At 70.8% G+C, this 24,287-nt stretch carries 21 protein-coding genes; 18 read left to right on the plus strand and 3 right to left on the minus strand.

All coding sequences use genetic code 11. The features are described from left to right. The first annotated feature begins 82 nt into the window (after positions 1-82). Positions 83-1,501, plus strand: a complete 1,419-nt coding sequence (locus ACFYX0_RS17705) for a sugar porter family MFS transporter (RefSeq protein ID WP_355904912.1) — start codon at positions 83-85, stop codon at positions 1,499-1,501. 152 nt (positions 1,502-1,653) lie between these two features. Here ACFYX0_RS17705 and ACFYX0_RS17710 read toward each other — a convergent pair whose 3' ends face one another. Then, positions 1,654-2,625: an LLM class flavin-dependent oxidoreductase gene (locus tag ACFYX0_RS17710; protein ID WP_388971175.1), complete on the minus strand. Its 972-nt coding sequence runs from the start codon at positions 2,623-2,625 to the stop codon at positions 1,654-1,656. A gap of 135 nt (positions 2,626-2,760) precedes the next feature. Here ACFYX0_RS17710 and ftsY point away from each other — a divergent pair, with 135 nt between their 5' ends. Continuing rightward, positions 2,761-3,960: a signal recognition particle-docking protein FtsY gene (gene ftsY / locus ACFYX0_RS17715; protein WP_388971177.1), complete on the plus strand. Its 1,200-nt coding sequence runs from the start codon at positions 2,761-2,763 to the stop codon at positions 3,958-3,960. Between the two features lie 242 nt (positions 3,961-4,202). On the opposite strand, the gene ACFYX0_RS17720 is transcribed toward ftsY, so the two are convergent. Then, positions 4,203-4,865 carry a bifunctional DNA primase/polymerase gene (locus ACFYX0_RS17720; RefSeq protein WP_388971179.1) on the minus strand — a complete coding sequence of 221 codons (663 nt, stop codon included), beginning with the start codon at positions 4,863-4,865 and terminating at the stop codon, positions 4,203-4,205. Positions 4,866-5,304: 439 nt separating this feature from the next. Here ACFYX0_RS17720 and ACFYX0_RS17725 point away from each other — a divergent pair, with 439 nt between their 5' ends. The 6 genes from ACFYX0_RS17725 (at position 5,305) to ftsH (ending at position 15,165) form a co-directional block, all read left to right on the plus strand. After that, positions 5,305-6,777: a hypothetical protein gene (locus ACFYX0_RS17725; protein WP_388971181.1), complete on the plus strand. Its 1,473-nt coding sequence runs from the start codon at positions 5,305-5,307 to the stop codon at positions 6,775-6,777. Between the two features lie 437 nt (positions 6,778-7,214). After that, entirely contained in the window at positions 7,215-8,549 is a 1,335-nt protein-coding gene (locus ACFYX0_RS17730; RefSeq protein WP_388971182.1) for an ammonium transporter, read from the plus strand. Continuing rightward, entirely contained in the window at positions 8,546-8,884 is a 339-nt protein-coding gene (locus ACFYX0_RS17735; RefSeq protein ID WP_311694958.1) for a P-II family nitrogen regulator, read from the plus strand. The genes ACFYX0_RS17730 and ACFYX0_RS17735 overlap by 4 nt, the downstream gene beginning before the upstream one ends. Positions 8,885-8,911: 27 nt before the next feature. After that, a complete protein-coding gene (locus tag ACFYX0_RS17740; protein WP_388971184.1) occupies positions 8,912-11,359 on the plus strand; it encodes a [protein-PII] uridylyltransferase in 2,448 nt (815 codons plus the stop codon). Between the two features lie 196 nt (positions 11,360-11,555). Next, the gene (gene ffh / locus ACFYX0_RS17745) at positions 11,556-13,106 is read left to right on the plus strand and encodes a signal recognition particle protein (protein WP_311694955.1); all 1,551 of its coding nucleotides are present in this window, start codon (positions 11,556-11,558) and stop codon (positions 13,104-13,106) included. A 130-nt stretch (positions 13,107-13,236) separates the two neighbouring features. Continuing rightward, positions 13,237-15,165, plus strand: coding sequence for an ATP-dependent zinc metalloprotease FtsH (gene ftsH, locus ACFYX0_RS17750; protein ID WP_388971186.1), 1,929 nt, complete (start codon positions 13,237-13,239; stop codon positions 15,163-15,165). 81 nt (positions 15,166-15,246) lie between these two features. On the opposite strand, the gene ACFYX0_RS17755 is transcribed toward ftsH, so the two are convergent. Next, entirely contained in the window at positions 15,247-16,110 is an 864-nt protein-coding gene (locus ACFYX0_RS17755; protein WP_388971187.1) for an SAM-dependent methyltransferase, read from the minus strand. A 221-nt stretch (positions 16,111-16,331) separates the two neighbouring features. On the opposite strand from ACFYX0_RS17755, the gene proS reads away from it, so the two are divergent. The 10 genes from proS to lepB (ACFYX0_RS17805) all read left to right on the plus strand — a co-directional run bounded on the left by proS (position 16,332) and on the right by lepB (ACFYX0_RS17805) (position 24,237). Further along, entirely contained in the window at positions 16,332-17,747 is a 1,416-nt protein-coding gene (gene proS, locus ACFYX0_RS17760; RefSeq protein WP_388971189.1) for a proline--tRNA ligase, read from the plus strand. Positions 17,748-17,998: 251 nt separating this feature from the next. Further along, positions 17,999-18,595, plus strand: a complete 597-nt coding sequence (locus ACFYX0_RS17765; RefSeq protein ID WP_311694949.1) for a hypothetical protein — start codon at positions 17,999-18,001, stop codon at positions 18,593-18,595. Positions 18,596-18,909: 314 nt separating this feature from the next. Further along, on the plus strand, positions 18,910-19,338 hold the full coding sequence (rpsP, locus tag ACFYX0_RS17770; protein ID WP_388971191.1) for a 30S ribosomal protein S16: 429 nt from the start codon (positions 18,910-18,912) through the stop codon (positions 19,336-19,338). A 2-nt stretch (positions 19,339-19,340) separates the two neighbouring features. Next, positions 19,341-19,580: an RNA-binding protein gene (locus ACFYX0_RS17775; protein WP_014176063.1), complete on the plus strand. Its 240-nt coding sequence runs from the start codon at positions 19,341-19,343 to the stop codon at positions 19,578-19,580. Positions 19,581-19,662: 82 nt separating this feature from the next. Further along, positions 19,663-20,205 (plus strand): ribosome maturation factor RimM, encoded by a 543-nt coding sequence (rimM, locus tag ACFYX0_RS17780; RefSeq protein ID WP_355904946.1) that lies wholly within the window; start codon positions 19,663-19,665, stop codon positions 20,203-20,205. Further along, a complete protein-coding gene (gene trmD / locus ACFYX0_RS17785) occupies positions 20,205-21,038 on the plus strand; it encodes a tRNA (guanosine(37)-N1)-methyltransferase TrmD (protein WP_388971224.1) in 834 nt (277 codons plus the stop codon). Before rimM ends, trmD begins: the two co-directional genes overlap by 1 nt. Before the next feature lie 137 nt (positions 21,039-21,175). Further along, the gene (rplS, locus tag ACFYX0_RS17790; protein ID WP_311694945.1) at positions 21,176-21,526 is read left to right on the plus strand and encodes a 50S ribosomal protein L19; all 351 of its coding nucleotides are present in this window, start codon (positions 21,176-21,178) and stop codon (positions 21,524-21,526) included. 45 nt (positions 21,527-21,571) lie between these two features. Continuing rightward, a complete protein-coding gene (gene lepB, locus ACFYX0_RS17795) occupies positions 21,572-22,312 on the plus strand; it encodes a signal peptidase I (RefSeq protein WP_388971193.1) in 741 nt (246 codons plus the stop codon). Next, positions 22,305-23,393, plus strand: coding sequence for a signal peptidase I (lepB, locus tag ACFYX0_RS17800; RefSeq protein WP_388971194.1), 1,089 nt, complete (start codon positions 22,305-22,307; stop codon positions 23,391-23,393). The genes lepB (ACFYX0_RS17795) and lepB (ACFYX0_RS17800) overlap by 8 nt, the downstream gene beginning before the upstream one ends. After that, entirely contained in the window at positions 23,278-24,237 is a 960-nt protein-coding gene (gene lepB, locus ACFYX0_RS17805; protein WP_355904954.1) for a signal peptidase I, read from the plus strand. Before lepB (ACFYX0_RS17800) ends, lepB (ACFYX0_RS17805) begins: the two co-directional genes overlap by 116 nt. Positions 24,238-24,287 lie beyond the last annotated feature (50 nt).

Raw genomic sequence — 24,287 nt, forward strand, 5'->3', positions numbered from 1 at the left:
CGGGTACTTGGATGGCGACGCCATGCCCTGAAAGGGCTCACCCCCACCCCGGCAGCGTTGCCGGTGGCCCGAGGAGTTATTCGTGACCAGCACAGCGCAGGCACCCAAGTCAGGAGCCGGGACGGCTCAGCCCGATCATCTCGGGCATGTCATCTTCATCGCGGCGGCGGCCGCGATGGGCGGCTTCCTGTTCGGCTACGACAGCTCCGTGATCAACGGCGCCGTCGAGGCCATCCGGAGCCGCTACGACATCGGCTCCGCAGCGCTGGCCCAGGTCATCGCCATCGCCCTGATCGGCTGTGCCATCGGTGCCGCCACCGCGGGCCGCATAGCCGACCGCATCGGCCGTATCCGCTGTATGCAGATCGCCGCCGTCCTCTTCACCATCAGCGCCGTCGGCTCCGCACTGCCCTTCGCGCTGTGGGACCTCGCCCTGTGGCGCATCATCGGCGGCTTCGCCATCGGTATGGCCTCCGTGATCGGCCCCGCCTACATCGCCGAGGTCGCCCCGCCCGCCTACCGTGGCCGGCTCGGCTCCTTCCAGCAGGCGGCGATCGTCGTCGGTATCGCCATCTCGCAGCTGGTCAACTGGGGTCTGCTGAACGCCGCCGGCGGCGACCAGCGCGGCAAGCTGATGGGCCTGGAGGCCTGGCAGGTCATGCTCGGCGTCATGGTCGTCCCGGCCGTTCTCTACGGGCTGCTCTCCTTCGCCATCCCCGAGTCCCCGCGCTTCCTGCTCTCCGTCGGCAAGCGTGACCGCGCCCGGGCGATCCTCGCCGAGGTCGAGGGCGAGCACGCCGGTCTGGACGCCCGCGTCGCCGAGATCGAGCACGCCATGAAGAGCGAGCACAAGTCCTCCTTCAAGGACCTGCTCGGCGGCGGCTTCTTCTTCAAGCCGATCGTCTGGGTCGGCATCGGCCTGTCGGTCTTCCAGCAGTTCGTCGGCATCAACGTCGCGTTCTACTACTCCTCGACGCTGTGGCAGTCGGTCGGCGTGGACCCGTCGGACTCCTTCTTCTACTCGTTCACGACGTCGATCATCAACATCGTCGGCACCGTGATCGCGATGATCTTCGTGGACCGTGTCGGCCGCAGGCCGCTCGCCCTCATCGGCTCGGTCGGTATGGCCGTCGGCCTCGCCCTGGAGGCCTGGGCGTTCTCGTCCCACCTGGTCGACGGCAAGCTGCCGAGCACCCAGGGCTGGGTCGCCCTGATCGCCGCCCATGTGTTCGTCCTCTTCTTCGCCCTGTCCTGGGGTGTGGTCGTCTGGGTCATGCTCGGTGAGATGTTCCCGAACCGGATCCGCGCCGCCGCCCTGGGCGTGGCCGCCGCCGCGCAGTGGATCGCCAACTGGGCGATCACCGCGAGCTTCCCGTCGCTGGCCGACTGGAACCTCTCCGGGACCTACGTGATCTACACGGTCTTCGCCGCGCTCTCCATCCCGTTCGTCCTGAAGTTCGTGAAGGAGACGAAGGGCAAGTCCCTGGAGGAGATGGGCTGACGCCCACCCCGAACTCGGGGAGAAAGGCCAAGTCCCCGCTGCCTCTCTCCTCGACACCCTTCCGTCGCCCGGCTCGGCCACTGCCCGAGCCGGGCGGCGGTGCGTGTGCTCCGGCCCGCTCGCGCTGCCGGGACCGCCGCGGTGGCGGACGGTCAGTCGCCGAGCCGCGGCAGCACCCGTTCGCAGAACAGCTGCAGACCGCGCCACCCCTCGTCCAGCGGCATCCCGCCCGCCAGCGGGTGCAGTACGTAGCTGTCCAGGCCGAGGGCCAGGCAGGCCTCGGGCGTCAGGATGCGATAGACCCCCTCCGCGCGCAGCTCGTCCACCGTCGTGGCCGCCGACCGCACCGCCGAGCGGATGCCGCCGGACTGCCAGGCGGCGTAGGTCCGCGCCTCGTGCAGAAAGCGCCCGCCGTAGACGGCCCACGCCCGGTCCGGGTCCTCCGCGACATGCAGCAGGGGGGTCTCGGCGGCGGGCATCATCGTCCAGCCCTCGGTGCCGTACTCGACGAGCCGCTCCTTGTAGTACGCCTCCAGCTCCGGCAGATGCGCGCTCGGGAAGAAGGGCAGCCCCAGACGTGCGGCCCGGCGGGCCGCCGCCTTCGAGGAGCCGCCGACCAGCAGCAGCGGGTGCGGCTGGGTGTACGGGCGCGGGGTGACGCGCACGGTACGGCCGCGGTGGCGGAACTCCTCGCCGGTCCACGCCTTCAGCAGGGTCTGGAGCAGTTCGTCCTGGAGCCGTCCGCGCCGCGTCCACTCGACGTCGAAGAGGGCGTACTCCTCGGGGCGGTAGCCGATGCCCGCGACGGTGACCAGCCGGCCGCCGCTCAGCAGATCGAGGACGGCGATGTCCTCGGCCAGCCGCAGCGGGTCGTACAGCGGGCCGATGACCGCCGACACCGTGACCGTGAGCCGGCGGGTCGCGCCGAGCACCGCACCCGCGAAGGCGAACGGCGACGGCAGCCAGTTGTCCGCCACCCCGTGGTGCTCCTCGGTCTGCACCGTGGTGATCCCGCGGTCGTCGGCGTACGTGGCCATCTCCAGGGCCGCGCGGTAGCGCGCCCCCAGCGAGGCGGGGGTCGCGCCGGGTTCGACGAGGTTGAGACGTACGACCGAGACGGGCATGGGAGAGGCCCCCTTCACCTTCGCCGGCGGGTCTGCCACGAGGACCGTAGCTGACGGGCCGTCAGACAACCAGGCCTCCACACCCGGAGCCGCCGCCGAACCGCCCGCAGGCCGGTCGCGCATACTGGACCCGTTATGGAATTCGTCATCCTTGCTGTAGTCATCGCCGTGGTCGTGCTCGGCGTGGTCGGGCTCGTCGTCGGCAGCCGCAGGAAGAAGCCGCTGCCCCCGGCGCCCCCCACGACGCCCGACATCACCGCCCCTCCGGCCGAGCCGCACGTCGGCGAAGAGGCCGAGACACCGCGCGACGAGGAGCGCCGGACGATCGAGGAGGTGGACCTCCCGGCGGCCTCCGCTCCCGTCGCCGTGGAGGAGCCGCCGACCGTCGAGGCGCCCCCCATCGAGATCCCGGAGCCCACCGCCGGCCGTCTCGTCCGTCTGCGCGCCCGCCTGTCCCGCTCGCAGAACGCACTGGGCAAGGGGCTGCTCACGCTCCTGTCCCGCGAGCATCTCGACGACGAGACCTGGGAGGAGATCGAGGACACGCTGCTCACCGCCGACGTCGGCGTACAGCCCACTCAGGAGCTGGTCGAGCGGCTGCGCGAGCGGGTCCGGGTGCTCGGCACCCGCACGCCCGCGGAGCTGCGCGGGCTGCTGCGCGAGGAGCTGCTCCAGCTCATCGGCCCCGACATGGACCGCGTCGTCCGCACCGAGCCCGAGACCAGCAAGCCCGGCATCGTGATGGTCGTGGGTGTCAACGGCACCGGCAAGACCACCACCACTGGCAAGCTCGCCCGCGTCCTCGTGGCCGACGGCCGTACCGTCGTCCTCGGTGCCGCCGACACCTTCCGTGCCGCCGCGGCCGACCAGTTGCAGACCTGGGGTGAGCGGGTCGGCGCCCACATCGTGCGCGGCCCGGAGGCCGGAGACCCCGCCTCGGTCGCCTTCGACGCGGTCAAGGAGGCCAAGGAGATCGGCGCCGACGTCGTCCTCATCGACACGGCTGGACGCCTGCACACCAAGACCGGCCTCATGGACGAGCTGGGCAAGGTCAAGCGCGTCGTCGAGAAGCACGCCCCGCTGGACGAGGTGCTGCTGGTCCTCGACGCCACCACCGGACAGAACGGTCTCGTCCAGGCGCGTGTCTTCGCCGAGGTCGTGGACATCACCGGCATCGTGCTCACCAAGCTGGACGGCACGGCCAAGGGCGGCATCGTGGTCGCGGTCCAGCGCGAGCTGGACGTCCCGGTGAAGCTGATCGGTCTCGGCGAGGGCCCCGACGACCTGGCACCGTTCGAGCCGGAGGCGTTCGTTGACGCCCTCATCGGAGACTGACCACTTAGCGGAGTACGACCCTCGCCCCCCGGTCTCTCCCTATACAGAGACAGCGCCCGCCCCCCACGATGTGCCGGGGGACGGGCGCTGTCTTTGAGCCGGGGCGGCCTTTCCGGGTGGGCGCACAAGAAGGGCCCGTCGGCGTGGGCACGCAAGAAGGGCCCCCGCCGCATGGCGGTGGCCCTTGGCCCGTCGCGCGGCCCTTCGCAAGGATCGTCGTTCTACGGAGTGTCGGACGCCGCTCAGGCCCGGGAGCGGTGGGCCACATAGGCCAGCGTGCCGATCAGCAGACGCGCGGCCGGCGGTCTCGTCGCCGAGTCCAGCGCGGGCGCGCGCAGCCAGCGGACCGGGCCGCGACCGCCGAGGTCCGAGGGCGGGGCCGTGATGTGCGTCCCCGGACCCAGGGCGTGCAGATCGAGGTCCGCGTCGTCCCACGCCATCCGGTACAGCAGCGAGGGAAGCTCGGCCGCCGACCCCGGAGCCACGAAGAACTGGGCGCGGCCGTCCGGGGTCGCCGTGACCGGGCCGACCGGGATGCCCATGCGCTCCAGCCGGACCAGGGCGCGGCGCCCCGCCGCCTCGGCGACCTCGATCACGTCGAAGGCGCGGCCCACCGGCAGCAGCACCGCCGCGCCGGGCACCTCGGCCCAGGTCTCGCACGCCTCGTCGAGCGTCGCGCCGGCCCGCACCATGGGGGTGAAGCTCAGCGGATGCGCGCCGGGGGTGGCGCAACCGGTGTCACCGCACGAGCAGGCCCCCGCGGCCGTCCGTGCGCCCGGTACCACGTCCCAGCCCCACAGTCCCGTGTACTCGGCCACAGCGAGGCACTCCGAAGAGCGGCCCCGGCGTCGGGCGCCGGGGCGGATCTCGCGGATGCTCCGCGTGCCGCCGATCGTGAAGCCCATGCCCCCTCCAACGGGTTCAGCGCACCGATGGTTACGCCTCGGAATCAGATCGTGACTCTGCGTCCTGTGTCTCCGCGTTCTCGCCGGGGCGTACCCGGTGGCGCACGGGGTCGTGAGTCGAGTGGCGCGCGCCGTTGAATACTTCGGCCCATCCACTTCCGGCTGTCATGTGTCAAGTGAATCGCGCCCGGGCGAGGGCGAGTTCATTCAAAGGGGTGGCGAATGGTGGCGCTTATGGATTCGCCATGGCTGGGCGGGTGATCGTAGGACTACTTTGAGTGCACGGTTCCTGGGGACGCATGCACTCGTGGGTATGCCGGAGGCAAGCCAGGTTTCCGGCCGGCGGCCGAGAACCGCCGGACGCGGGGCCGCGTCACCGGCATTCTGGTAAGGCTTGGCGCACACAGCGCACAGGTGGATTCAGGGATGGGGGCGTCCAGTGGGCGGCAACGGCGGAAGCGGGACGAACGCTGACAAGCGCCCCAATGAGCTGCTCGGCTCATGGTTCGTGCGCAGTGGCTGGTCGAAGGGCGAGCTGGCGCGTCAAGTGAACCGCAGAGCCCGCCAGTTGGGGGCCAACCACATCTCCACGGACACCTCCCGGGTGCGCCGCTGGCTGGACGGGGAGAACCCGCGCGAGCCGATCCCGCGCCTCCTCTCGGAGCTGTTCTCCGAGCGCTTCGGCTGTGTGGTCTCCATCGAGGACCTGGGGCTGCGCACCGCCCATCAGTCACCCTCCGTGGCCGGAATCGACCTGCCCTGGACGGGCCCGCAGACGGTGGCGTTGATCAGCGAGTACTCGCGCAGCGACCTGATGCTGGCGCGGCGCGGCTTCCTCGGTGCCTCGCTGGCCCTGTCCGCGGGCCCGTCCCTCATCGAACCCATGCAGCGCTGGCTCGTGCCGAGCCCCGCCGCCCCGCGCGAGGAGCCCGAGCCCGCCGGGTCCGGGCGCCGAGGCAGGCTGTCCCGGCCCGAGCTGGACCTCCTCGAGGCGACCACCGTGATGTTCCGCAAGTGGGACGCCCAGTGCGGCGGCGGACTGCGCCGCAAGGCCGTCGTGGGACAGCTGCACGAGGTGACCGACCTCCTCCAGGAACCCCAGTCCGATGCCACCGCCCGGCGCCTGTTCAAGGTCGCCGCCGAGTTGGCCGAGCTGGCGGGCTGGATGAGCTACGACGTGGGACTGCAGCCCACCGCGCAGAAGTACTTCGTCCTCGCCCTGCATGCGGCCAAGGAGGCCGGCGACAAACCGCTCGGCTCGTACATCCTCTCCAGCATGAGCCGCCAGATGATCCACCTGGGCCGGCCCGACGACGCCCTGGAACTCATCCACCTCGCCCAGTACGGCAGCCGGGACTGCGCGAGCCCGCGCACCCAGGCGATGCTGTACGCGATGGAGGCCCGGGCTTACGCCAACATGGGCCAGCCCGGCAAGTGCCAGCGTGCCGTCCGGATGGCCGAGGCCACCTTCTCCGACGCCGACGACTTCGACGAGCCCGAGCCCGACTGGATCCGCTTCTTCTCCGAGGCCGAGCTGCACGCCGAGAACTCCCACTCCTACCGCGACCTCGCCTATGTCGCGGGCCGCAGCCCCAGCTACGCCTCGCTCGCCCAGCCGCTGATGCAGAAGGCCGTCGACGGCTTCGCCGAGGACAGCGAGCACCAGCGGTCGTACGCACTCAATCTGATCGGCATGGCCACCGTGCACCTCCTCCAGCGGGAGCCGGAACAGAGCGCGGTGCTCGCCCGGCAGGCCATGGACATCGCCAGAAAAGTGCGGTCCGAACGGGTCAACACTCGTATTCGAAAGACCGTCGACACGGCTCTGCGCGACTTCGGCGATCTCGCCGACGTCGTCGAACTGACCGATCACCTCGCCACCCATCTGCCCGAGACCGCCGAGGCGGGCTGACCTCCGGCCCACCGGACCACCAGGGCACCCACGACCCCGGCCGCGGCCGCCATCCCGAACTGCCCGACTCGGCTCCCCCATGCCAGGTCATCGGATGGCTGTCGCGGCCGGACGCATGGTCCTCCCCGCCCGGAAGGGCGTGACACCCGCGAACCCCGTCGACCACCACGGGCCCGCGCGGAAGACGGCCGCGACGTCATCGCCGCGATGCCGTTCACCGAAGGTTGCGCCACGATGACGATCAACCGGGCCGGCCTCCGGCGGTTCATCAACGCGTAACACGCTCGGCACCTTCGTCACTGCGGCGAAACATCGAGGGGCAACGACCGAAACCGCGCTGCGTCAACCTCATGGCGCATAACCGGCCCGCCCCTCATGACCGGACCGCTCTCAGGCTTCGCCCGCACGGGGCCGTACCAACCGACGAGGAGACGCCGATGGCACCAGCCATCATGCTTGCGGCAGACGCACCCAAGCTGTCGTCCGCCAATACCGGCTTCATGCTGATCTGTTCCGCCCTGGTGATGCTCATGACCCCGGGCCTGGCCTTCTTCTACGGAGGCATGGTCCGCGTCAAGAGCACCCTGAACATGCTGATGATGAGCTTCATCAGCCTGGGCATCGTCACCATCCTGTGGGTGCTCTACGGCTTCTCCATGGCCTTCGGCAACGACAAGGGCTCCATCGTCGGCTGGACCTCCGACTACGTCGGCTTCAGCGGGATCGGCAAGATGGACCTCTGGCCCGGCTACACCATCCCGGTCTTCGTCTTCGCCGTCTTCCAGCTGATGTTCGCGATCATCACACCCGCCCTGATCAGCGGGGCGCTCGCGGACCGGGTGAAGTTCAGCGCCTGGGCCCTGTTCCTCGTGCTGTGGGTGACGATCGTGTACTTCCCGGTCGCCCACTGGGTCTGGGGCACCGGCGGCTGGGCCTACGAGCTGGGGGTCATCGACTTCGCCGGCGGTACGGCGGTCCACATCAACGCCGGTGCGGCGGCCCTCGGAGTGATCCTCGTCATCGGCAAGCGCGTCGGCTTCAAGAAGGACCCGATGCGTCCGCACAGCCTCCCCCTGGTCATGCTCGGCGCAGGCCTGCTGTGGTTCGGCTGGTTCGGCTTCAACGCCGGTTCCTGGCTCGGCAACGACGACGGCGTCGGCCCGCTGATGTTCGTGAACACCCAGGTCGCCACCGGCGCGGCCATGCTCGCCTGGCTCGCCTACGAGAAGATCCGCCACGGCGCGTTCACCACGCTGGGCGCCGCCTCCGGTGCCGTCGCCGGCCTCGTCGCGATCACGCCGTCGGGCGGCGCGGTCTCCCCGCTCGGCGCGATCGCCGTCGGCGCCATCGCCGGTGTCCTGTGCGCCATGGCCGTCGGCCTGAAGTACAAGTTCAACTACGACGACTCCCTCGACGTCGTCGGCGTCCACATGGTCGGCGGCATAGCCGGCTCCCTGCTCATCGGCCTCTTCGCCAGCGGCAGGGGCCAGTCCGACGTCAAGGGTCTCTTCTACGGCGGCGGCCTCGACCAGTTCTGGAAGCAGTGCGCCGGAGTCTTCGCCGTGCTCGCCTACTCCCTGATCGCCTCCGCGATCCTCGCCTTCCTCCTCGACAAGAGCATCGGCATGCGGGTGACCGACGACGAGGAGATCTCGGGCATCGACCAGGCCGAGCACGCCGAGACCGCATACGACTTCAGCGGCGCGGGCGGCGGCGTCATCGGCTCCGCCACGGCCCTGGCCGCCCCGCAGAGCAAGAAGGTGGACGCATGAAGCTCATCACCGCCGTCGTGAAGCCTCACCGCCTCGACGAGATCAAGGAGGCCCTCCAGGCCTTCGGGGTGCATGGACTGACGGTCACCGAGGCGAGCGGCTACGGTCGGCAGCGGGGACACACCGAGGTCTACCGGGGTGCCGAGTACACGGTCGACCTCGTCCCCAAGATCCGTATCGAGGTGCTGGCCGAGGACGACGACGCCGAGCAACTGGTCGATGTCATCGTCAAGGCGGCCCGCACCGGCAAGATCGGAGACGGCAAGGTCTGGTCCGTCCCGGTCGAGACGGCCGTCCGGGTCCGGACCGGCGAGCGCGGACCCGACGCGCTGTAAGGCACCTACGGAACAAGGAGTCGCCGGGTGACGGGTACGGACGTGCACACGGAAGCAGAGAGCGTGGGACCCAGCGGCTACGCGGCGGCCCGGCTGCGCCTCCTCACCGAGGAGGCGCGGTCCGGGCCGCCGCGCCGTACCGCCCTGGCCGACCTGACGGACGGCTGGCTCGCCGGCCTGTTCACCGCCGGTGCCGAGGGACTGCGCGGGGTGTCCCTGGTCGCCGTCGGCGGCTACGGCCGCGGTGAGCTGTCTCCCCGCAGCGACCTCGATCTGCTCCTGCTCCACGACGGCGGCGACGGCACGGCGGTCGCCGCCCTGGCCGACCGCGTCTGGTACCCCGTCTGGGACCTCGGCCTCGCCCTCGACCACTCCGTCCGCACCCCCGCGGAGGCCCGTAAGACCGCGGGCGAGGACCTCAAGGTGCAGCTCGGCCTGCTCGACGCCCGGCACCTCGCGGGCGACGCCGCGCTGACCGCGGGCCTGCGGACAGCCGTCCTCGCCGACTGGCGCAACCAGGCGCCCAAACGCCTCCCCGAACTCCAGGAACTGTGCGCCGAGCGGGCCGCCCGCCAGGGCGAACTGCAGTACCTGCTGGAACCGGACCTCAAGGAGGCACGCGGCGGCTTGCGCGACGCCACGGCCCTGCGCGCGGTGGCCGCCTCCTGGCTCGCGGACGCCCCGCGCGAGGGGCTCGCCGACGCCCGGCGCGGACTCCTGGACGTACGGGACGCGCTGCATCTGGCCACCGGACGCGCCACCGACCGGCTCGCCCTCCAGGAACAGGACCAGGTCGCCGCCGAGCTGGACCTGCTGGACGCCGACACCCTGCTGCGCCAGGTGTACGAGGCGGCGCGCGTGATCTCGTACGCCAGCGATGTGACCTGGCGCGAAGTGGGGCGCGTGCTGCGCTCGCGCGGCGCCCGGCCCCGGCTGCGCGCCATGCTGGGCGGCGGCAGGCCCGTCGCCGAGCGGTCCCCGCTGGCCGAGGGCGTGGTGGAACAGGACGGCGAGGTGGTGCTCGCCCGGACCGCGCGCCCCGAGCGCGACCCCGTGCTCCCGTTGCGCGCGGCCGCGGCCGCCGCGCAGGCCGGCCTCCCGCTCTCCCTGCACGCCGTACGGCGCATGGCCGCCGTCGTGCGCCCGCTGCCCACGCCCTGGCCCGCCGAGGCCCGCGAACAGCTGGTGACCCTGCTGGGCTCCGGCCGCCCGACCGTCGAGGTCTGGGAGGCCCTGGAGGCCGAGGGACTCATCACCCGGCTGCTGCCCGACTGGGAACGCGTGCGCTGCCGCCCGCAGCGCAACGCCGTGCACCTGTGGACCGTCGACCGGCATCTGATCGAGACGGCCGTGCGCGCCTCCGAACTGACCCGCCGGGTCGGCCGGCCCGATCTCCTTCTGGTCGCCGCGCTGCTGCACGACATCGGCAAGGGCTGGCCCGGCGACCACTCCGTCGCGGGCGAGATCATCGCCCGGGACGTGGCCGGCCGCATCGGCTTCGACCGCGACGACATCGCCGTGCTCGCCACCCTGGTACGCCACCATCTGCTGCTCGTGGAGACGGCGACCCGGCGCGACCTGGAGGATCCGGCCACTGTGCGCTTGGTCGCCGAGGCCGTCGGCTCACCGGGCACCCTGGAACTGCTGCACGCGCTCACCGAGGCGGACGCGCTGGCCACCGGCCCCGCCGCCTGGTCGTCCTGGCGCGGCGCACTGGTCTCCGACCTGGTCAAACGGGTCTCGGCACTGCTCGCCGGAGACGAACCCGACGCCCCGGAGGCCGGCGCCCCCACCGCGGAACAGGAACGGCTCGCCATCGAGGCGCACCGCACGGGCGGCCCCGTGCTCGCGCTGCGCGCGCAGACCGAGCCGCCCGCCGAGAGCGCGGGCGGCGAGCCGGAACCCCTCGGCGTGGAGCTGCTCGTCGCCGTACCCGACCAGCCCGGCGTGCTGCCCGCGGTGGCGGGCGTCCTGGCCGTGCATCGCCTCACCGTCCGCACGGCGGAGCTACGGGCCCTCAGGCTGCCCGACGGCGTCCACGACGGCTCGGTCCTGCTGCTCGACTGGCGGGTCGCGGCACAGTACGGCTCCCTGCCGCAGGCCGCACGGCTGCGCGCTGACCTGGTACGGGCCCTGGACGGCTCCCTGGACATCGCGGCGCGCCTCGCCGAGCGGGACGCGGCCTACCCACGCCGCCGGGGCGTGGTGCCGCCCCCGGCACGGGTGACCGTGGCCCCGGCCGCCTCCCGGCACGCCACGGTGATCGAGGTGCGGGCCCAGGACGTGCCGGGGCTGCTGTTCCGGATCGGGCAGGCGCTGGAGAAGGCGGGGGTGCGGGTGCGCAGCGCGCATGTGTCGACGCTGGGCTCCAACGCCGTGGACGCCTTCTACGTGACCGGTGGGGCGGGCGACCCGCTGCCGGGCGAGGAGGCGGCCTCGGTGGCGCGGTTGCTGGAGGAGACGCTGCGGGCGTGACCGGGACATGCGCGAAGGCGTGCCTCGCGACAAGCCCGAGGCCAGGCCCGAAGGCGTGGCCGAGGGGTGACCGGGACCATCGCCGTGAAATGTGTCCCCGGTCGCTGTGTCCGGTGGGCGGGGACGCATTACCCGCGCGGCCGGATACCCTGGAGGGCAGTCCAAAACGCCCCCGACCCCGAGGACCGACGCCGCCGTGTTCGATACCCTCTCCGACCGCCTTAGCGCGACTTTCAAGAGCCTCCGCGGAAAAGGCAGGCTGAGCGAGGCGGACATCGACGCCACCGCGCGCGAGATCCGTATCGCGCTGCTCGAAGCCGACGTGGCTCTGCCGGTGGTCCGGACCTTCATCAAGAACGTCAAGGAGCGCGCCCTCGGCTCCGAGGTCTCCAGGGCCCTGAACCCTGCCCAGCAGGTCCTCAAGATCGTCAACGATGAGCTGGTCACGATCCTCGGTGGCGAGACCCGCCGCCTCCGCTTCGCCAAGCAGCCCCCGACCGTGATCATGCTCGCGGGTCTGCAGGGTGCCGGTAAGACCACCCTCGCGGGCAAGCTCGGCCGGTGGCTCAAGGAGCAGGGCCACTCGCCGCTCCTGGTCGCCGCCGACCTCCAGCGCCCCAACGCGGTGAACCAGCTCAGCGTCGTCGCCGAGCGCGCGGGCGTCGCCGTCTACGCGCCCGAGCCGGGCAACGGCGTCGGCGACCCGGTCAAGGTCGCCAAGGACTCCATCGACTACGCGAAGTCCAAGGTCCACGACATCGTGATCGTGGACACCGCCGGCCGCCTCGGCATCGACCAGGAGATGATGCAGCAGGCCGCGGACATCCGCGACGTCGTACAGCCCGACGAGATCCTGTTCGTCGTCGACGCGATGATCGGTCAGGACGCCGTCAACACCGCGGAGGCGTTCCGCGACGGCGTCGGCTTCGACGGTGTGGTCCTCTCCAAGCTCGACGGTGACGCCCGTGGTGGTGCGGCCCTGTCGATCCGGCAGATCACCGGCAAGCCGATCATGTTCGCGTCGAACGGCGAGAAGCTCGACGACTTCGACGCCTTCCATCCGGACCGGATGGCCTCCCGCATCCTCGACATGGGTGACCTGCTCACCCTGATCGAGCAGGCGGAGAAGACGTTCAGCCAGGAAGAGGCCGAGAAGATGGCCTCCAAGCTGGCGTCCAAGAAGGGCCAGGACTTCACCCTGGACGACTTCCTGTCCCAGATGGAACAGGTCAGGAAGATGGGGTCGATCTCCAAGCTGCTCGGCATGCTCCCGGGCATGGGCCAGATCAAGGACCAGATCAACAACCTCGACGAGCGGGACGTCGACCGCACGGCCGCGATCATCAAGTCGATGACCCCGGGCGAGCGCCAGGACCCGACGATCATCAACGGCTCGCGCCGCGCCCGTATCGCCAAGGGTTCCGGCGTCGAGGTCAGCGCGGTCAAGAACCTGGTCGAGCGGTTCTTCGAGGCCCGCAAGATGATGTCCCGCATGGCCCAGGGTGGCGGGATGCCCGGTATGCCGGGCATCCCGGGGATGGGCGGCGGCCCCGGCCGCACGAAGAAGCAGCCGAAGAAGGCCAAGGGCAAGCAGCGCTCCGGCAACCCGATGAAGCGCAAGCAGCAGGAGCAGGAGGAGGCCGCGCGGCGCGCCGCCGCGGCCCAGGGCCAGGGCGCCCTCGGCCTGCCGCAGCAGGCCGATCAGGACTTCGAGCTGCCGGACGAGTTCAAGAAGTTCATGGGCTGACCCGGGCCGACCGGCCCGGACGGTTCCCCGGCCCGCTTTACGGTTGGTGGGCCACGACGCTGAGGGCGCCCCTCCCCGGGGGCGCCCTCAGCGCATGCCGGGGTCCCCCGGGTGCCGTACCGTCCGATGTATGAGCAACGCCGCGCCTCCACGCAAGACCCCGGAGAAACCGTGGCGCACCGAGGGCACGCCGGAGGAGCCGACCAAGTGGCCCGGGGGCAGGAGGCCGCGCGGCGGCTGGTGGGGACTGGTCGTCGCCGCGGTGATCGTCTTCCTGATCGCCTACGGCGCGGTGTCCTACTACAACCGGGGCAACGAGCCGACGATCTCGTACACGGAGTTCAGCCGGCAGATCAACGACGGCAACGTCAAGACGATCTACTCCAAGGGCGATGCCATCCAGGGGCAGCTCAAGCACGCCCAGGCCAAGCCCCACGGCGGCGGCAAGTACACCAAGTTCAAGACCCAGCGCCCCGCCTTCGCGGACGACAAGCTCTGGCAGAACCTGAACAAGCACCAGGTGACGGTGACCGCCCAGCCGGTGGTCCAGGAGCGCAGCTTCCTGTCGAATCTGCTGCTCTCGCTCGCGCCCCTGGTGATCCTGGTGGTCGTCTGGGTCTTCTTCGCCCGGCGCATCGGGGGCCTGACCGGCCCGGGCGGCATGCTCGGCCGCAAGACCCCGCCCAGACCGGTGGAGCTGCGGCCCGGCATCCGGCGCACCACCTTCGCCGACGTGGCCGGCATCGACGAGGTCAAGGGCGAGCTGGACGACGTCGTCGACTTCCTGGAGCATCCCGACGCCTATCGCAGGATGGGCGCGAAGGCGCCACGCGGGGTGCTGCTCACGGGCCCGCCGGGCACCGGCAAGACGCTGCTGGCGCGGGCGGTGGCGGGCGAGGCGGATGTGCCGTTCTTCTCCGCCTCCGCCTCCGAGTTCATCGAGATGATCGTCGGCGTCGGCGCCTCCCGGGTGCGCGAGCTGTTCGCCGAGGCCCGCAAGGTGGCCCCGTCGATCATCTTCATCGACGAGATCGACACGATCGGGCGGGCGCGCGGCGCGGGCGCCTCGGTGAGCGGCCATGACGAGCGGGAGCAGACCCTCAACCAGATCCTCACCGAGATGGACGGCTTCACCGGCTCTGAGGGCGTGATCGTCATCGCGGCGACGAACCGGGCCGACATCCTGGATCCCGCGCTGACCCGGCCCGGCCGCTTCGACCGCGTGGTCCATGTCTCCCCGCCGGACCGCGCAGGACGCGAGGCGATCCTCAGGATCCACACCCGGGACATCCCGCTCGCCCCGGACGTGGACCTGGCCCAGGTGGCCCGTACGACCCCCGGCATGACCGGTGCCGAGCTGGCCAACCTCGCCAACGAGGCGGCCCTGCTGGCGGTCAAGCGGAAGCAGCAGCAGGTGACGCAGACCGACTTCTCCCAGGCCCTGGAGAAGGTGCAGCTGGGCGCCGAACGGTCACTGGTGATGCCGGAGGAGGAGCGCCGCAGAACCGCGTACCACGAGAGCGGGCACGCCCTGCTCGGGATGCTCCAGCCGGGCGCCGACCCGGTACGCAAGATCACGATCGTGCCGCGCGGCCGGGCGCTCGGCGTGACGCTGTCGACCCCCGAGTCCGACAAGTACGCGTACACCGAGGAGTACCTCCGCGGCCGCATCATCGGCGCCCTCGGCGGCATGGCGGCGGAGCGGGTCGTCTACGAGGTGATCACCACGGGCTCCGAGAGCGACCTCGAACAGGTCACCAACATCGCCCGGGGCATGGTCGCCCGCTGGGGCATGAGCGAGCGGGTGGGCCGTCTGTCGGCGCTGCCGAGCGACGCGCAGCAGGCGTACGGCCTGGCGGCCGCCCCGCAGACGCTGGACGTGATCGAGATCGAGATGCGGCGCATCGTGGACGAGTGCTACGAGGAGGCGTGCTGCAAACTCCAGGACCACCGGAGCCAGTTGGACGCGCTGGCCGAGGCGCTGCTGATCAACGAGACGCTGGAGGAGGCGGAGGCGTACCGGATCGCCGGGGTGCTGCGGGTGCGCAAGAACGACTGAGCGATCCCGGGCCCTGGGCCTCCGAGCACGTCCGGCCGGTCGCGGTACCAGCCGCGGTACCAGCGGTACTACCCATCGCTGCTAGGGGACGCGTGCGATCAGATAGCGGAACACATTCGGCATCCACACCGTTCCGTCCGCCCGCCGGTACGGATGGAGGGCCTCCGCCAGCTCCTTGCCGACCTGCTCCGGGTCCGTCGCCTCGACCGCGGCGTCGAAGAAGCCCGTCGACAGCATCCCCCGTACGGCGCTGTCCACGTCCGCGTACCCGAACGGACAGGCGACCCGCCCGGATCCGTCCGGCCGCAGGCCCGCACGCAACGCCGTCTCCTCCAGGTCGTCGCGCCCGGCGGGGCACGGACGCTCCGCCTCCGCCCCGGAGTCGGCGAGTTTGACCGCGACGCGCAGCACCGACGTGCTGCTGCACCGCTCCGGCGGACCCCAGCCGGCGAGCACCACGGGCACCCCCCGCCGGGTGAGCGGTGTCGCCGCCGCGAGCTGCTCCTCGAGGCTCTCCGCGTCGCCGCAGGCCGTGTGCCCGGCCGGCCCGAACACGGTCAGCAGGGTGTACGCCGGCGCCCCGGGCACGGGGACCGCGTCCCTCGGGGAGCCGTCGACGATCCGGACTGCTCCACGCGCGCGTGGACGCCGGCCCACAGGGCCCAGCCGTTCGCGCGCGAGCGTCAGCCGTTCGTCCGCACCGGAGTCGACCCCGGTCACCTCGGCGCCCCGGGAGGCGGCCAGCAGCAGAGCGAGACCGCTGCCGCACCCGAGCGCGAGCAGCCGTGTTCCGCAGCCCACTTCGAGCCGGTCGTAGACGGCCTCGTAGAGCGGGACGAGCATGCGCTCCTGTATCTCGGCCCAGTCACGCGCGCGTGCACGCCGGTCCACGCGGGGAGCCGCCCCCGTATGGAGGAGGTGCTGCCCCGCGAGCGTAGGTGTCATCGAAAGCGCCCCAATCGCCGTCGGTTGTCACTCTGATCGGTTCCTCGGCCCCCCGTGACGTTGCGCACTTCCCCCGTTCCCCTCCGTATGCCAGGTAACTCCGCGCCCGTCGTGGCGTCCAGGGGGTGTGGCGCACTCCTTGTGAGCCGTCCGTGCGCCCCCGGGCACCCCCTGTAACAAATGGTTCCCGAGGCTGCAGGGTGTCCCCCTACCATCGCGCCATGGCGAAAACACCCGTTCTCACACCCCGGGCGGACGACTTCCCGCGCTGGTACCAGGACGTGATCGGCAAGGCCGAACTGGCCGACAACGGGCCGGTGCGCGGCACCATGGTCATCCGACCGTACGGGTACGGACTGTGGGAGCGGATGCAGGCGGAGATGGACGCCCGGATCAAGGAGACGGGCACCCAGAACGCGTACTTCCCGCTGCTGATCCCGGAGTCGTACCTCACCCGGGAGGCCGACCACGTCGAGGGCTTCGCGCCGGAACTCGCCGTGGTCACGCACGGCGGCGGCCACCGACTGGAGGAGCCCGCGGTCGTCCGCCCCACCTCCGAGACCATCGTCAACGACTACTTCTCCAAATGGATCCAGAGCTACCGCGACCTGCCGCTGCTCATCAACCAGTGGGCGAACGTGGTGCGGTGGGAGCTGCGGCCGCGGCTGTTCCTGCGCACCTCCGAGTTCCTGTGGCAGGAGGGGCACACCGCGCACGCCACCTACGAGGAGGCGCGCGACTTCGCCGCCCATGTCCACCGGCGGGTCTACGAGGACTTTCTGCGCACCGTCCTCGCGATGGACGTCGTCCCCGGCCGCAAGACGGCCAAGGAGCGCTTCGCGGGCGCCGTCAACACCCTCACCCTCGAAGGGATGATGGGCGACGGCAAGGCCCTGCAGATGGCCACCAGCCATGAACTCGGCCAGAACTTCGCCCGGGCCTTCCGCACGCGGTATCTGTCGCGGGAGGGCCGGCAGGAACTGGTGTGGCAGACCTCCTGGGGCTCGACGACCCGCATGATCGGCGCCCTGGTGATGGCGCACGGCGACGACGACGGACTCCGCGTCCCGCCGCGTCTCGCGCACATCCAGGTCGTCGTGCTCGCGATCAAGGACGACGCATCGGTTCTGGCCAGGGTCCGCGAGGTCGGCGACCGGCTCAGGGCGGCCGGTCTGCGCGTCCGGGCGGACGACCACACCGACGTCCCCTTCGGCCGTCGCGCCGTCGACTGGGAGCTCAAGGGCGTGCCGGTGCGGGTCGAGATCGGCCCCCGTGACCTGGAGAACGGCACCGCGATGCTGGTCCGCCGCATCCGCGGGGGCAAGGAGCCGGTGGCGCTCGACAGGCTCGCGAGCGTCCTGCCCGGGATCCTCGAGGAGGACCAGGCCCTGCTGCTGGCGCAGTCCCGTGAGCGCCGCGAGTCCCGGACGGCGGAGGTGTCGACCATCGGGGAGGCCGTCGAGGCGGCGAGCGCCGGGGGCTGGGCGCGCATCCCGTGGGCGGTGCTCGGCGAGGAGGGCGAGTCGAAGCTCGCCGAACACGCGGTGACCGTACGGTGTCTGGTCGCCGAGGACGGGTCGGTGCCCGAGGCCGATGACGCACCGGGTAACGTCGCGGTCGTCGCGCGCGCTTATTGAGATAGCGGGAAGAGCGACCGAAACGCCTCTTGCGCATCTGCAGGGCCCAGGCGCCCCGGCGTGCGGAGTTCCTCTACGCGCCGGGTCGTACGCGTTACTACGCACCGGCTTGGTAGGAGCTGTGAGGCTTCTGGGCAGATCAGCGCACCCGCCCTCGTCAGGACGCATCAGTCGCAACTGACGGGTACGTGCAAAATATTTGGGATGCCCCGGAATAGGAACACGGGAGCCCTCAGGCTCGTTCTCATTACGTGAGCACGACACCACCTGTTCTCGCCGCAGAGCTGGCAGAGGCGTGGGCCGACATTCAACGGCACCACCCCGAACTGCCGGATCTCGCCGCGCCGGAGTCCCTGATCGGAGAGTCGTCGTCCGCCTGCGGACACGAACTCTCATTCGAGCGACTGCTTCATGAAGCAGTCCACGGCATCGCAGCCGCCCGTGGGGTACGCGACACCTCCCGGGCCGGCCGCTACCACAACCGCAGATTCCTCGCGATCGCCGAGGAGCTGGGCCTGGACCACCCCGAGGAGCCGCACCCGAGCAGCGGTTTCTCACTGGTGACGCTCAGCCCCGAGGCGAAGCGCCGCTACCGCCCGACCATGGAGCGGCTGCAGCGTGCGCTGAAGGCCCACTCGGCGGCGACGGCCGCGGACACCGCCCGCACCTTCCGGGGCCCGGCCGCACGGCACGGATCCTCCGGAGGCGGTGTCCGGGTCAAGGCGGTCTGTGACTGTGGCCGCAATGTCCGCGTCGTGCCGTCGGTGCTGGCCCAGGCCCCGATCATGTGCGGCGGCTGCGGCAAGCCGTTCCGCATCCCCGAACCGGTGGGGGCGGCGGCGAGCTGACCGGACGGCTGCTCGTGGCAGCCGTGCTCGGCTCGGTCCGCAGTTGACGACGGCACCCAGTGAGCGCCGGGCGGGCGTGATCCATGCCCGGGGGACCCCGGCGCCGGGTGTCTCTTCGGCATGCCCGCACACACGCCCCGGCCCTCCGGCTCGGGACGCCCCGCGAGGTGTGGCACAATGGCTAGCTGTACTCGACAGCCGCACAGGACCCCTCTCTCCTCCGGCTGACGCGTCCATCGGGCCACTCGGGTACCGCAACCCCACGCGGCATCTCGTTGTGCCCAACCACGTCAAATCCAGGAGAACCCACTCCCGTGGCAGTCAAGATCAAGCTGAAGCGTCTGGGCAAGATCCGTTCGCCTCACTACCGCATCGTCGTCGCCGACTCCCGTACCCGCCGTGACGGCCGGGCCATCGAGGAGATCGGCAAGTACCACCCGACGTACAACCCGTCGGTCATCGAGGTCGACGCCGAGCGTGTGGCGTACTGGCTCGGTGTCGGCGCCCAGCCGACCGAGCCCGTGCTCGCCATCCTGAAGAAGACCGGCGACTGGCAGAAGTTCAGGGGCGAGCCCGCCCCGGCGCCGCTGCTCGTGGCCCAGCCCAAGGCCGCCCGTCCGACGTTCGAGGCGCTCGGCGGCGAGGACGAGGGCAAGGGTGAGGCGATCACCCAGAAGAAGAAGGCTGAGAAGAAGGACGAGGCCGCGGCCGAGTCCGCTTCGGCCGAGTCGACCGAGGCCTGAGCATGCTCGAGGAGGCTCTCGAGCACCTCGTGAAGGGCATCGTCGACAACCCTGACGATGTGCAGGTGGCTTCGCGCAACCTGCGCCGCGGGCGAGTGCTCGAGGTTCGGGTCCACCCCGACGACCTCGGCAAGGTGATCGGCCGCAACGGCCGCACCGCACGCGCCCTGCGCACCGTCGTGGGCGCCATCGGCGGCCGCGGTGTCCGCGTCGACCTCGTCGACGTGGACCAAGTCCGCTGAACGCAACGCAGCACCGGCACGGGCCGGGGAGGGCCATGGGCCGTCCCCGGCCCGTGGCCGTTACGACAGGAGATCTTTCCAAGTGCAGCTGGTAGTCGCACGGATCGGCCGCGCCCACGGCATCAAGGGCGATGTCACCGTGGAGGTACGCACCGACGAGCCGGAACTGCGGCTCGCGCCCGGCGCCGTGCTCGCCACCGACCCCGCCTCCGCGGGGCCGCTCACCATCGCCACCGGCCGGGTGCACAGCGGCAACCTGCTCCTGCGGTTCGAAGGCGTGAACGACCGCACCGCCGCCGAGGCCCTCCGCAACACCCTCCTGATCGCCGAGATCGACCCCGACGAGCTCCCCGAGGGCGAGGACGAGTACTACGACCACCAGCTGATGGACCTCGACGTCGTCACCAAGGACGGCGTGGAGGTGGGCCGCATCACCGAGATCTCGCACCTGCCCTCGCAGGACCTGTTCGTCGTGGAGCGTGCCGACGGCACCGAGGTGATGATCCCGTTCGTCGAGGAGATCGTCACCGAGATCGACCTCGAGGAGCAGCGGGCGATCATCGACCCGCCGCCGGGACTCATCGACGACAGGGCCGAGATCGCGTCCTCGCGAGACGAGGCATGATGCGGCTCGACGTCGTCACCATCTTCCCCGAGTACCTGGAGCCGCTGAACGTCTCCCTCGTCGGCAAGGCACGCGCGCGTGGACAGCTCGACGTGCATCTGCACGACCTGCGGTCCTGGACGTACGACCGGCACAACACCGTCGACGACACCCCCTACGGCGGCGGCCCCGGCATGGTCATGAAGACCGAACCCTGGGGCGACGCACTGGACGACGTCCTCGCCGACGGCTACGAGTCCGGCTACGGCGCCCCGGCGCTGATCGTCCCGACCCCCAGCGGCCGCCCCTTCACCCAGAAGCTCGCCGTCGAACTCTCCGAGCGCCCCTGGCTGATCTTCACCCCGGCCCGCTACGAGGGCATCGACCGCCGCGTCATCGACGAGTACGCCACCCGGACACCCGTGTACGAGGTGTCCATCGGCGACTACGTCCTGGCCGGCGGCGAGGCGGCCGTCCTCGTCATCACGGAGGCGGTGGCCCGGCTGCTGCCCGGGGTCCTCGGGAACGCCGAGTCCCACCGCGACGACTCCTTCGCCCCCGGCGCGATGGCCAGCCTCCTGGAAGGGCCCGTCTACACCAAGCCGCCGGCCTGGCGTGGACGCGAGATCCCGGAGGTGCTGCTCAGCGGCCACCACGGCAAGATCGCCCGCTGGCGCCGGGACGAGGCCCTCAGGCGTACGACGGCCCACCGGCCCGATCTGATCGAGCACTGCGAGCCCGCCGCCTTCGACAAGAAGGACCGCGAGATGCTCTCCATCCTGGGCTGGGCGCCGGACCCGCAGGGCACGCCGCACGGCCGATTTTGGCGCAGGACCGAGGACGTGGAAGAATAGGCGGCTGTTGTCCGAGGTCCGGCGCGCGCCCCTGCCACAGGGGGACACGACGCCCGCCCCGACCCGGCCGGCGACTCTCTTACCGAAGAACTACCTACCGTTCATGACCTGTGGCATGGGCGAAGAAAGCAGACGAAATGTCTCACCTGCTCGACTCCGTCGACTCCGCGTCGCTGCGCAGCGACCTCCCGGCCTTCCGCCCCGGTGACACCGTCAACGTCCACGTCCGCGTCATCGAGGGCAACCGCTCCCGTGTGCAGCAGTTCAAGGGCGTTGTGATCCGTCGCCAGGGCTCGGGCGTGCGCGAGACCTTCACGGTCCGCAAGGTCTCCTTCTCCGTCGGCGTCGAGCGCACCTTCCCGGTGCACACCCCGATCGTCGAGAAGATCGAGCTCGTCACCAAGGGTGACGTGCGCCGCGCCAAGCTGTACTACCTGCGCGAGCTGCGCGGCAAGGCGGCGAAGATCAAGGAGAAGCGCGAGAACTGAGCGCCTCCCGGGGCCCACAGCGGGGCCGGATAACATCTGGCCCCCATGGACACCGAAGCACAGCAGACGGAGCGCGACCGCTCCTCCCGCCCAGCCGACTCCGAGGAGACCTCGGACAGTCCGGGTGCGGAGGCACGGTCGCGTTTCGCGTTGGTGTCCCGCATCACCGACCGGCTGCCCGGAGGGCGGATCACCCTGACCGTCCTGGTCTGTCTGGTCTTCCTGCTCGGCTTCGGCACCTGGGTCATACAGCCCTTTGACATCCCGAGCGGTTCCATGGAACCCGGATTGAGGGTTGGGGACCGCGTGCTCGTAAATAAGTTGGCGTACCGTTTCGGATCGAAACCAGAGCGGGGAGACGTCGTCGTGTTCGACGGCACCGGGTACTTCGGGAGCGCCGACTACGTAAAGCGGGTAGTTGGTGTGGGGGGAGACCATGTGGTCTGTTGCGACAGAGAGGGGAGGCTCGAGGTGAACGGCCGGTCGGTCGACGAGTCGTCGTTTCTGTACCCGAGGAACAGCCCCTCCGACGTCCCCTTCGACGTCGTCGTGCCCGCCGGCACGCTGTTCGTGCTCGGCGACCATCGCAAGGACTCCAGTGACTCCCGCGACCATCTGGGCTCGCCCGGCGGCGGCATGATCCCGCTCGGCGCGGTGATCGGCAGGGCCGACTGGGTGATCCGGCCCTCGGTGGACCTCCGGCACCTGTCCCGTCCCGGCGCCTACGCGCGCGTGCCGGCCGCGGCGGCGAGCGCGCAGGGGAAGGCGGACGGCGCTCATGGGTAACCGCGGCAAGCCGCGCGACCTGCCGTCCGACACGGTCGCGCAGAACCTCCTGCCCACCGGCGCACGGCGTACCGCCGTCGCCGGCCCCACCGGCCGCAGCCGCGCCGAACGGCGCAAGCTGCAGCGCAAGGTCAAACGCAAGCGGAGGCGTTCCGCGGTCAAGGAGATACCCCTCCTCGTCGGCGTCGCCGTCCTCATAGCCCTGGTCCTGAAGACCTTCCTGGTGCAGGCCTTCGTGATCCCGTCGGGCTCCATGGAGAACACGATCCAGGTCGGCGACCGCGTCCTAGTGGACAAGTTCACCCCGTGGTTCGGCTCCAAGCCGCAGCGCGGCGACGTCGTCGTCTTCCAGGACCCCGGCGACTGGCTCGCGGGGGAGAAGACGACGAAGAAGAACGACCCGGTCGTCATCAAGCAGGTCAAGGAAGGGCTCACCTGGATCGGCCTGCTGCCCTCCGACAACGACAAGGACCTCATCAAACGGGTCGTCGCGGTCGGCGGGGACACCGTCAAGTGCTGCGACACCCAGGGACGCGTCACGGTCAACGGGATGCCCCTGAACGAGCCGTACCTTCACCCGGGAAACAAACCTTCGGACTTCTCCTTCCAGGTGACCGTGCCTCCGGGCCGGCTGTGGGTCATGGGAGATCACCGGGCCAACTCGGCGGACTCGCGCTACCACCGCACAGAGGCGTACAGCGGTACCGTTTCAGAGAAGTCCGTCGTCGGCCGCGCCATGGTCATCGCCTGGCCCGTCGGGCACTGGACCCGCCTGAGAGAGCCAGACACTTACGCGTCGGTGCCGAGCGGGTCGACCACCGCGCTCGGTCCGTCGCATAGGGTGGCCTCCGCGGATCGATACGGATTGATCCCCCTCCCGAGCCCTGCGGAACTCCCGCTCGTTATGGGAGTGGTGGGCCCGCGCCGGCTGAGGCGTCGGCGGTGGTACGGAGTGAGGAGTGGATGTGGGGGATTTGGCGGTCGGCGCACGATCCGGACACGAAGGTCCAGAAGAGAGGCCGCAGCGCCCCGACGACTCGGCCGCCCCGGCCGCGGACGACCTCCCCGGCTCCGGCGGTGACCCCTCGAGCGGTGGTGGCGGCGCACACGGCAGCGACGGGCAGACCCCCCGCCCGCCGAAGCAGCGCTCCTTCTGGAAGGAACTCCCGCTCCTCATCGGTATCGCGCTGGTCCTCGCGCTGCTGATCAAGACGTTCCTGGTGCAGGCGTTCTCGATTCCCTCGGACTCGATGCAGAACACCCTCCAGCAGGGCGACCGCGTCCTCGTGGACAAGCTGACCCCGTGGTTCGGCTCCGAGCCCTCGCGCGGCGAGGTCGTCGTCTTCCACGACCCGGACAACTGGCTGGCCGGCGAGCCCACGGCCAGCCCGAACGCCCTCCAGACGGTCCTGAGCTGGATCGGTCTGATGCCGTCCGCGGAGGAGAAGGACCTCATCAAGCGGGTGATCGGTGTCGCGGGTGACACGATCGAGTGCCGCAACACCGGGCCCCTGCTGGTCAACGGCAAGGCGCTCAACGAGCCCTATGTGTACCCGGGCAACACCCCCTGCAGCGTCGACGACCAGGGCGGCCAGTTCAAGGTCACGGTTCCCCCGGGCAAAATCTGGGTCATGGGCGACCACCGCCAGAACTCGCTGGACTCCCGCTACCACCAGCAGGACCGGTACCAGGGCTTCGTGCCGGTGGGGAACGTGGTGGGCCGCGCGATCGTGGTCGCCTGGCCGCCGACCCGCTGGAACACGCTGCCGATCCCGGACACCTTCGACCAGGGGCTCGGCTCCGCGGCTCCCGCCGCCCTCGGCCTGACGGGCGCGGTCCCGCTGGTCCTGTGGCGCCGGCGCCGCATCACCGCGCGGCTTACCGCCGGAAACCCTCGGGTTCCCGGCAGCGGTACCGCCGGGTAGGGTGCCGTCCCAGATCGCCGATCTTCCGCCGCCCCGGGCGGCCGCGAAGG

The organism is Streptomyces sp. NPDC002573, assembly GCF_042889625.1.
GTDB lineage: Bacteria > Actinomycetota > Actinomycetes > Streptomycetales > Streptomycetaceae > Streptomyces > Streptomyces gibsoniae.

Coding starts and splice junctions, on each gene's coding strand:
- ftsH (WP_388971186.1), top strand. CDS start 13,237: ATGAGCAACGCCGCGCCTCCACGCAAGACCCCGGAGAAACCGTGGCGC.
- ACFYX0_RS17775 (WP_014176063.1), top strand. CDS start 19,341: ATGCTCGAGGAGGCTCTCGAGCACCTCGTGAAGGGCATCGTCGACAAC.
- ftsY (WP_388971177.1), top strand. CDS start 2,761: ATGGAATTCGTCATCCTTGCTGTAGTCATCGCCGTGGTCGTGCTCGGC.
- ACFYX0_RS17720 (WP_388971179.1), bottom strand. CDS start 4,865: ATGGGCTTCACGATCGGCGGCACGCGGAGCATCCGCGAGATCCGCCCC.
- trmD (WP_388971224.1), top strand. CDS start 20,205: ATGCGGCTCGACGTCGTCACCATCTTCCCCGAGTACCTGGAGCCGCTG.
- lepB (WP_388971193.1), top strand. CDS start 21,572: ATGGACACCGAAGCACAGCAGACGGAGCGCGACCGCTCCTCCCGCCCA.
- ACFYX0_RS17730 (WP_388971182.1), top strand. CDS start 7,215: ATGGCACCAGCCATCATGCTTGCGGCAGACGCACCCAAGCTGTCGTCC.
- proS (WP_388971189.1), top strand. CDS start 16,332: ATGGCGAAAACACCCGTTCTCACACCCCGGGCGGACGACTTCCCGCGC.
- ACFYX0_RS17710 (WP_388971175.1), bottom strand. CDS start 2,625: ATGCCCGTCTCGGTCGTACGTCTCAACCTCGTCGAACCCGGCGCGACC.
- ACFYX0_RS17735 (WP_311694958.1), top strand. CDS start 8,546: ATGAAGCTCATCACCGCCGTCGTGAAGCCTCACCGCCTCGACGAGATC.
- rplS (WP_311694945.1), top strand. CDS start 21,176: ATGTCTCACCTGCTCGACTCCGTCGACTCCGCGTCGCTGCGCAGCGAC.
- lepB (WP_388971194.1), top strand. CDS start 22,305: ATGGGTAACCGCGGCAAGCCGCGCGACCTGCCGTCCGACACGGTCGCG.
- ACFYX0_RS17755 (WP_388971187.1), bottom strand. CDS start 16,110: ATGACACCTACGCTCGCGGGGCAGCACCTCCTCCATACGGGGGCGGCT.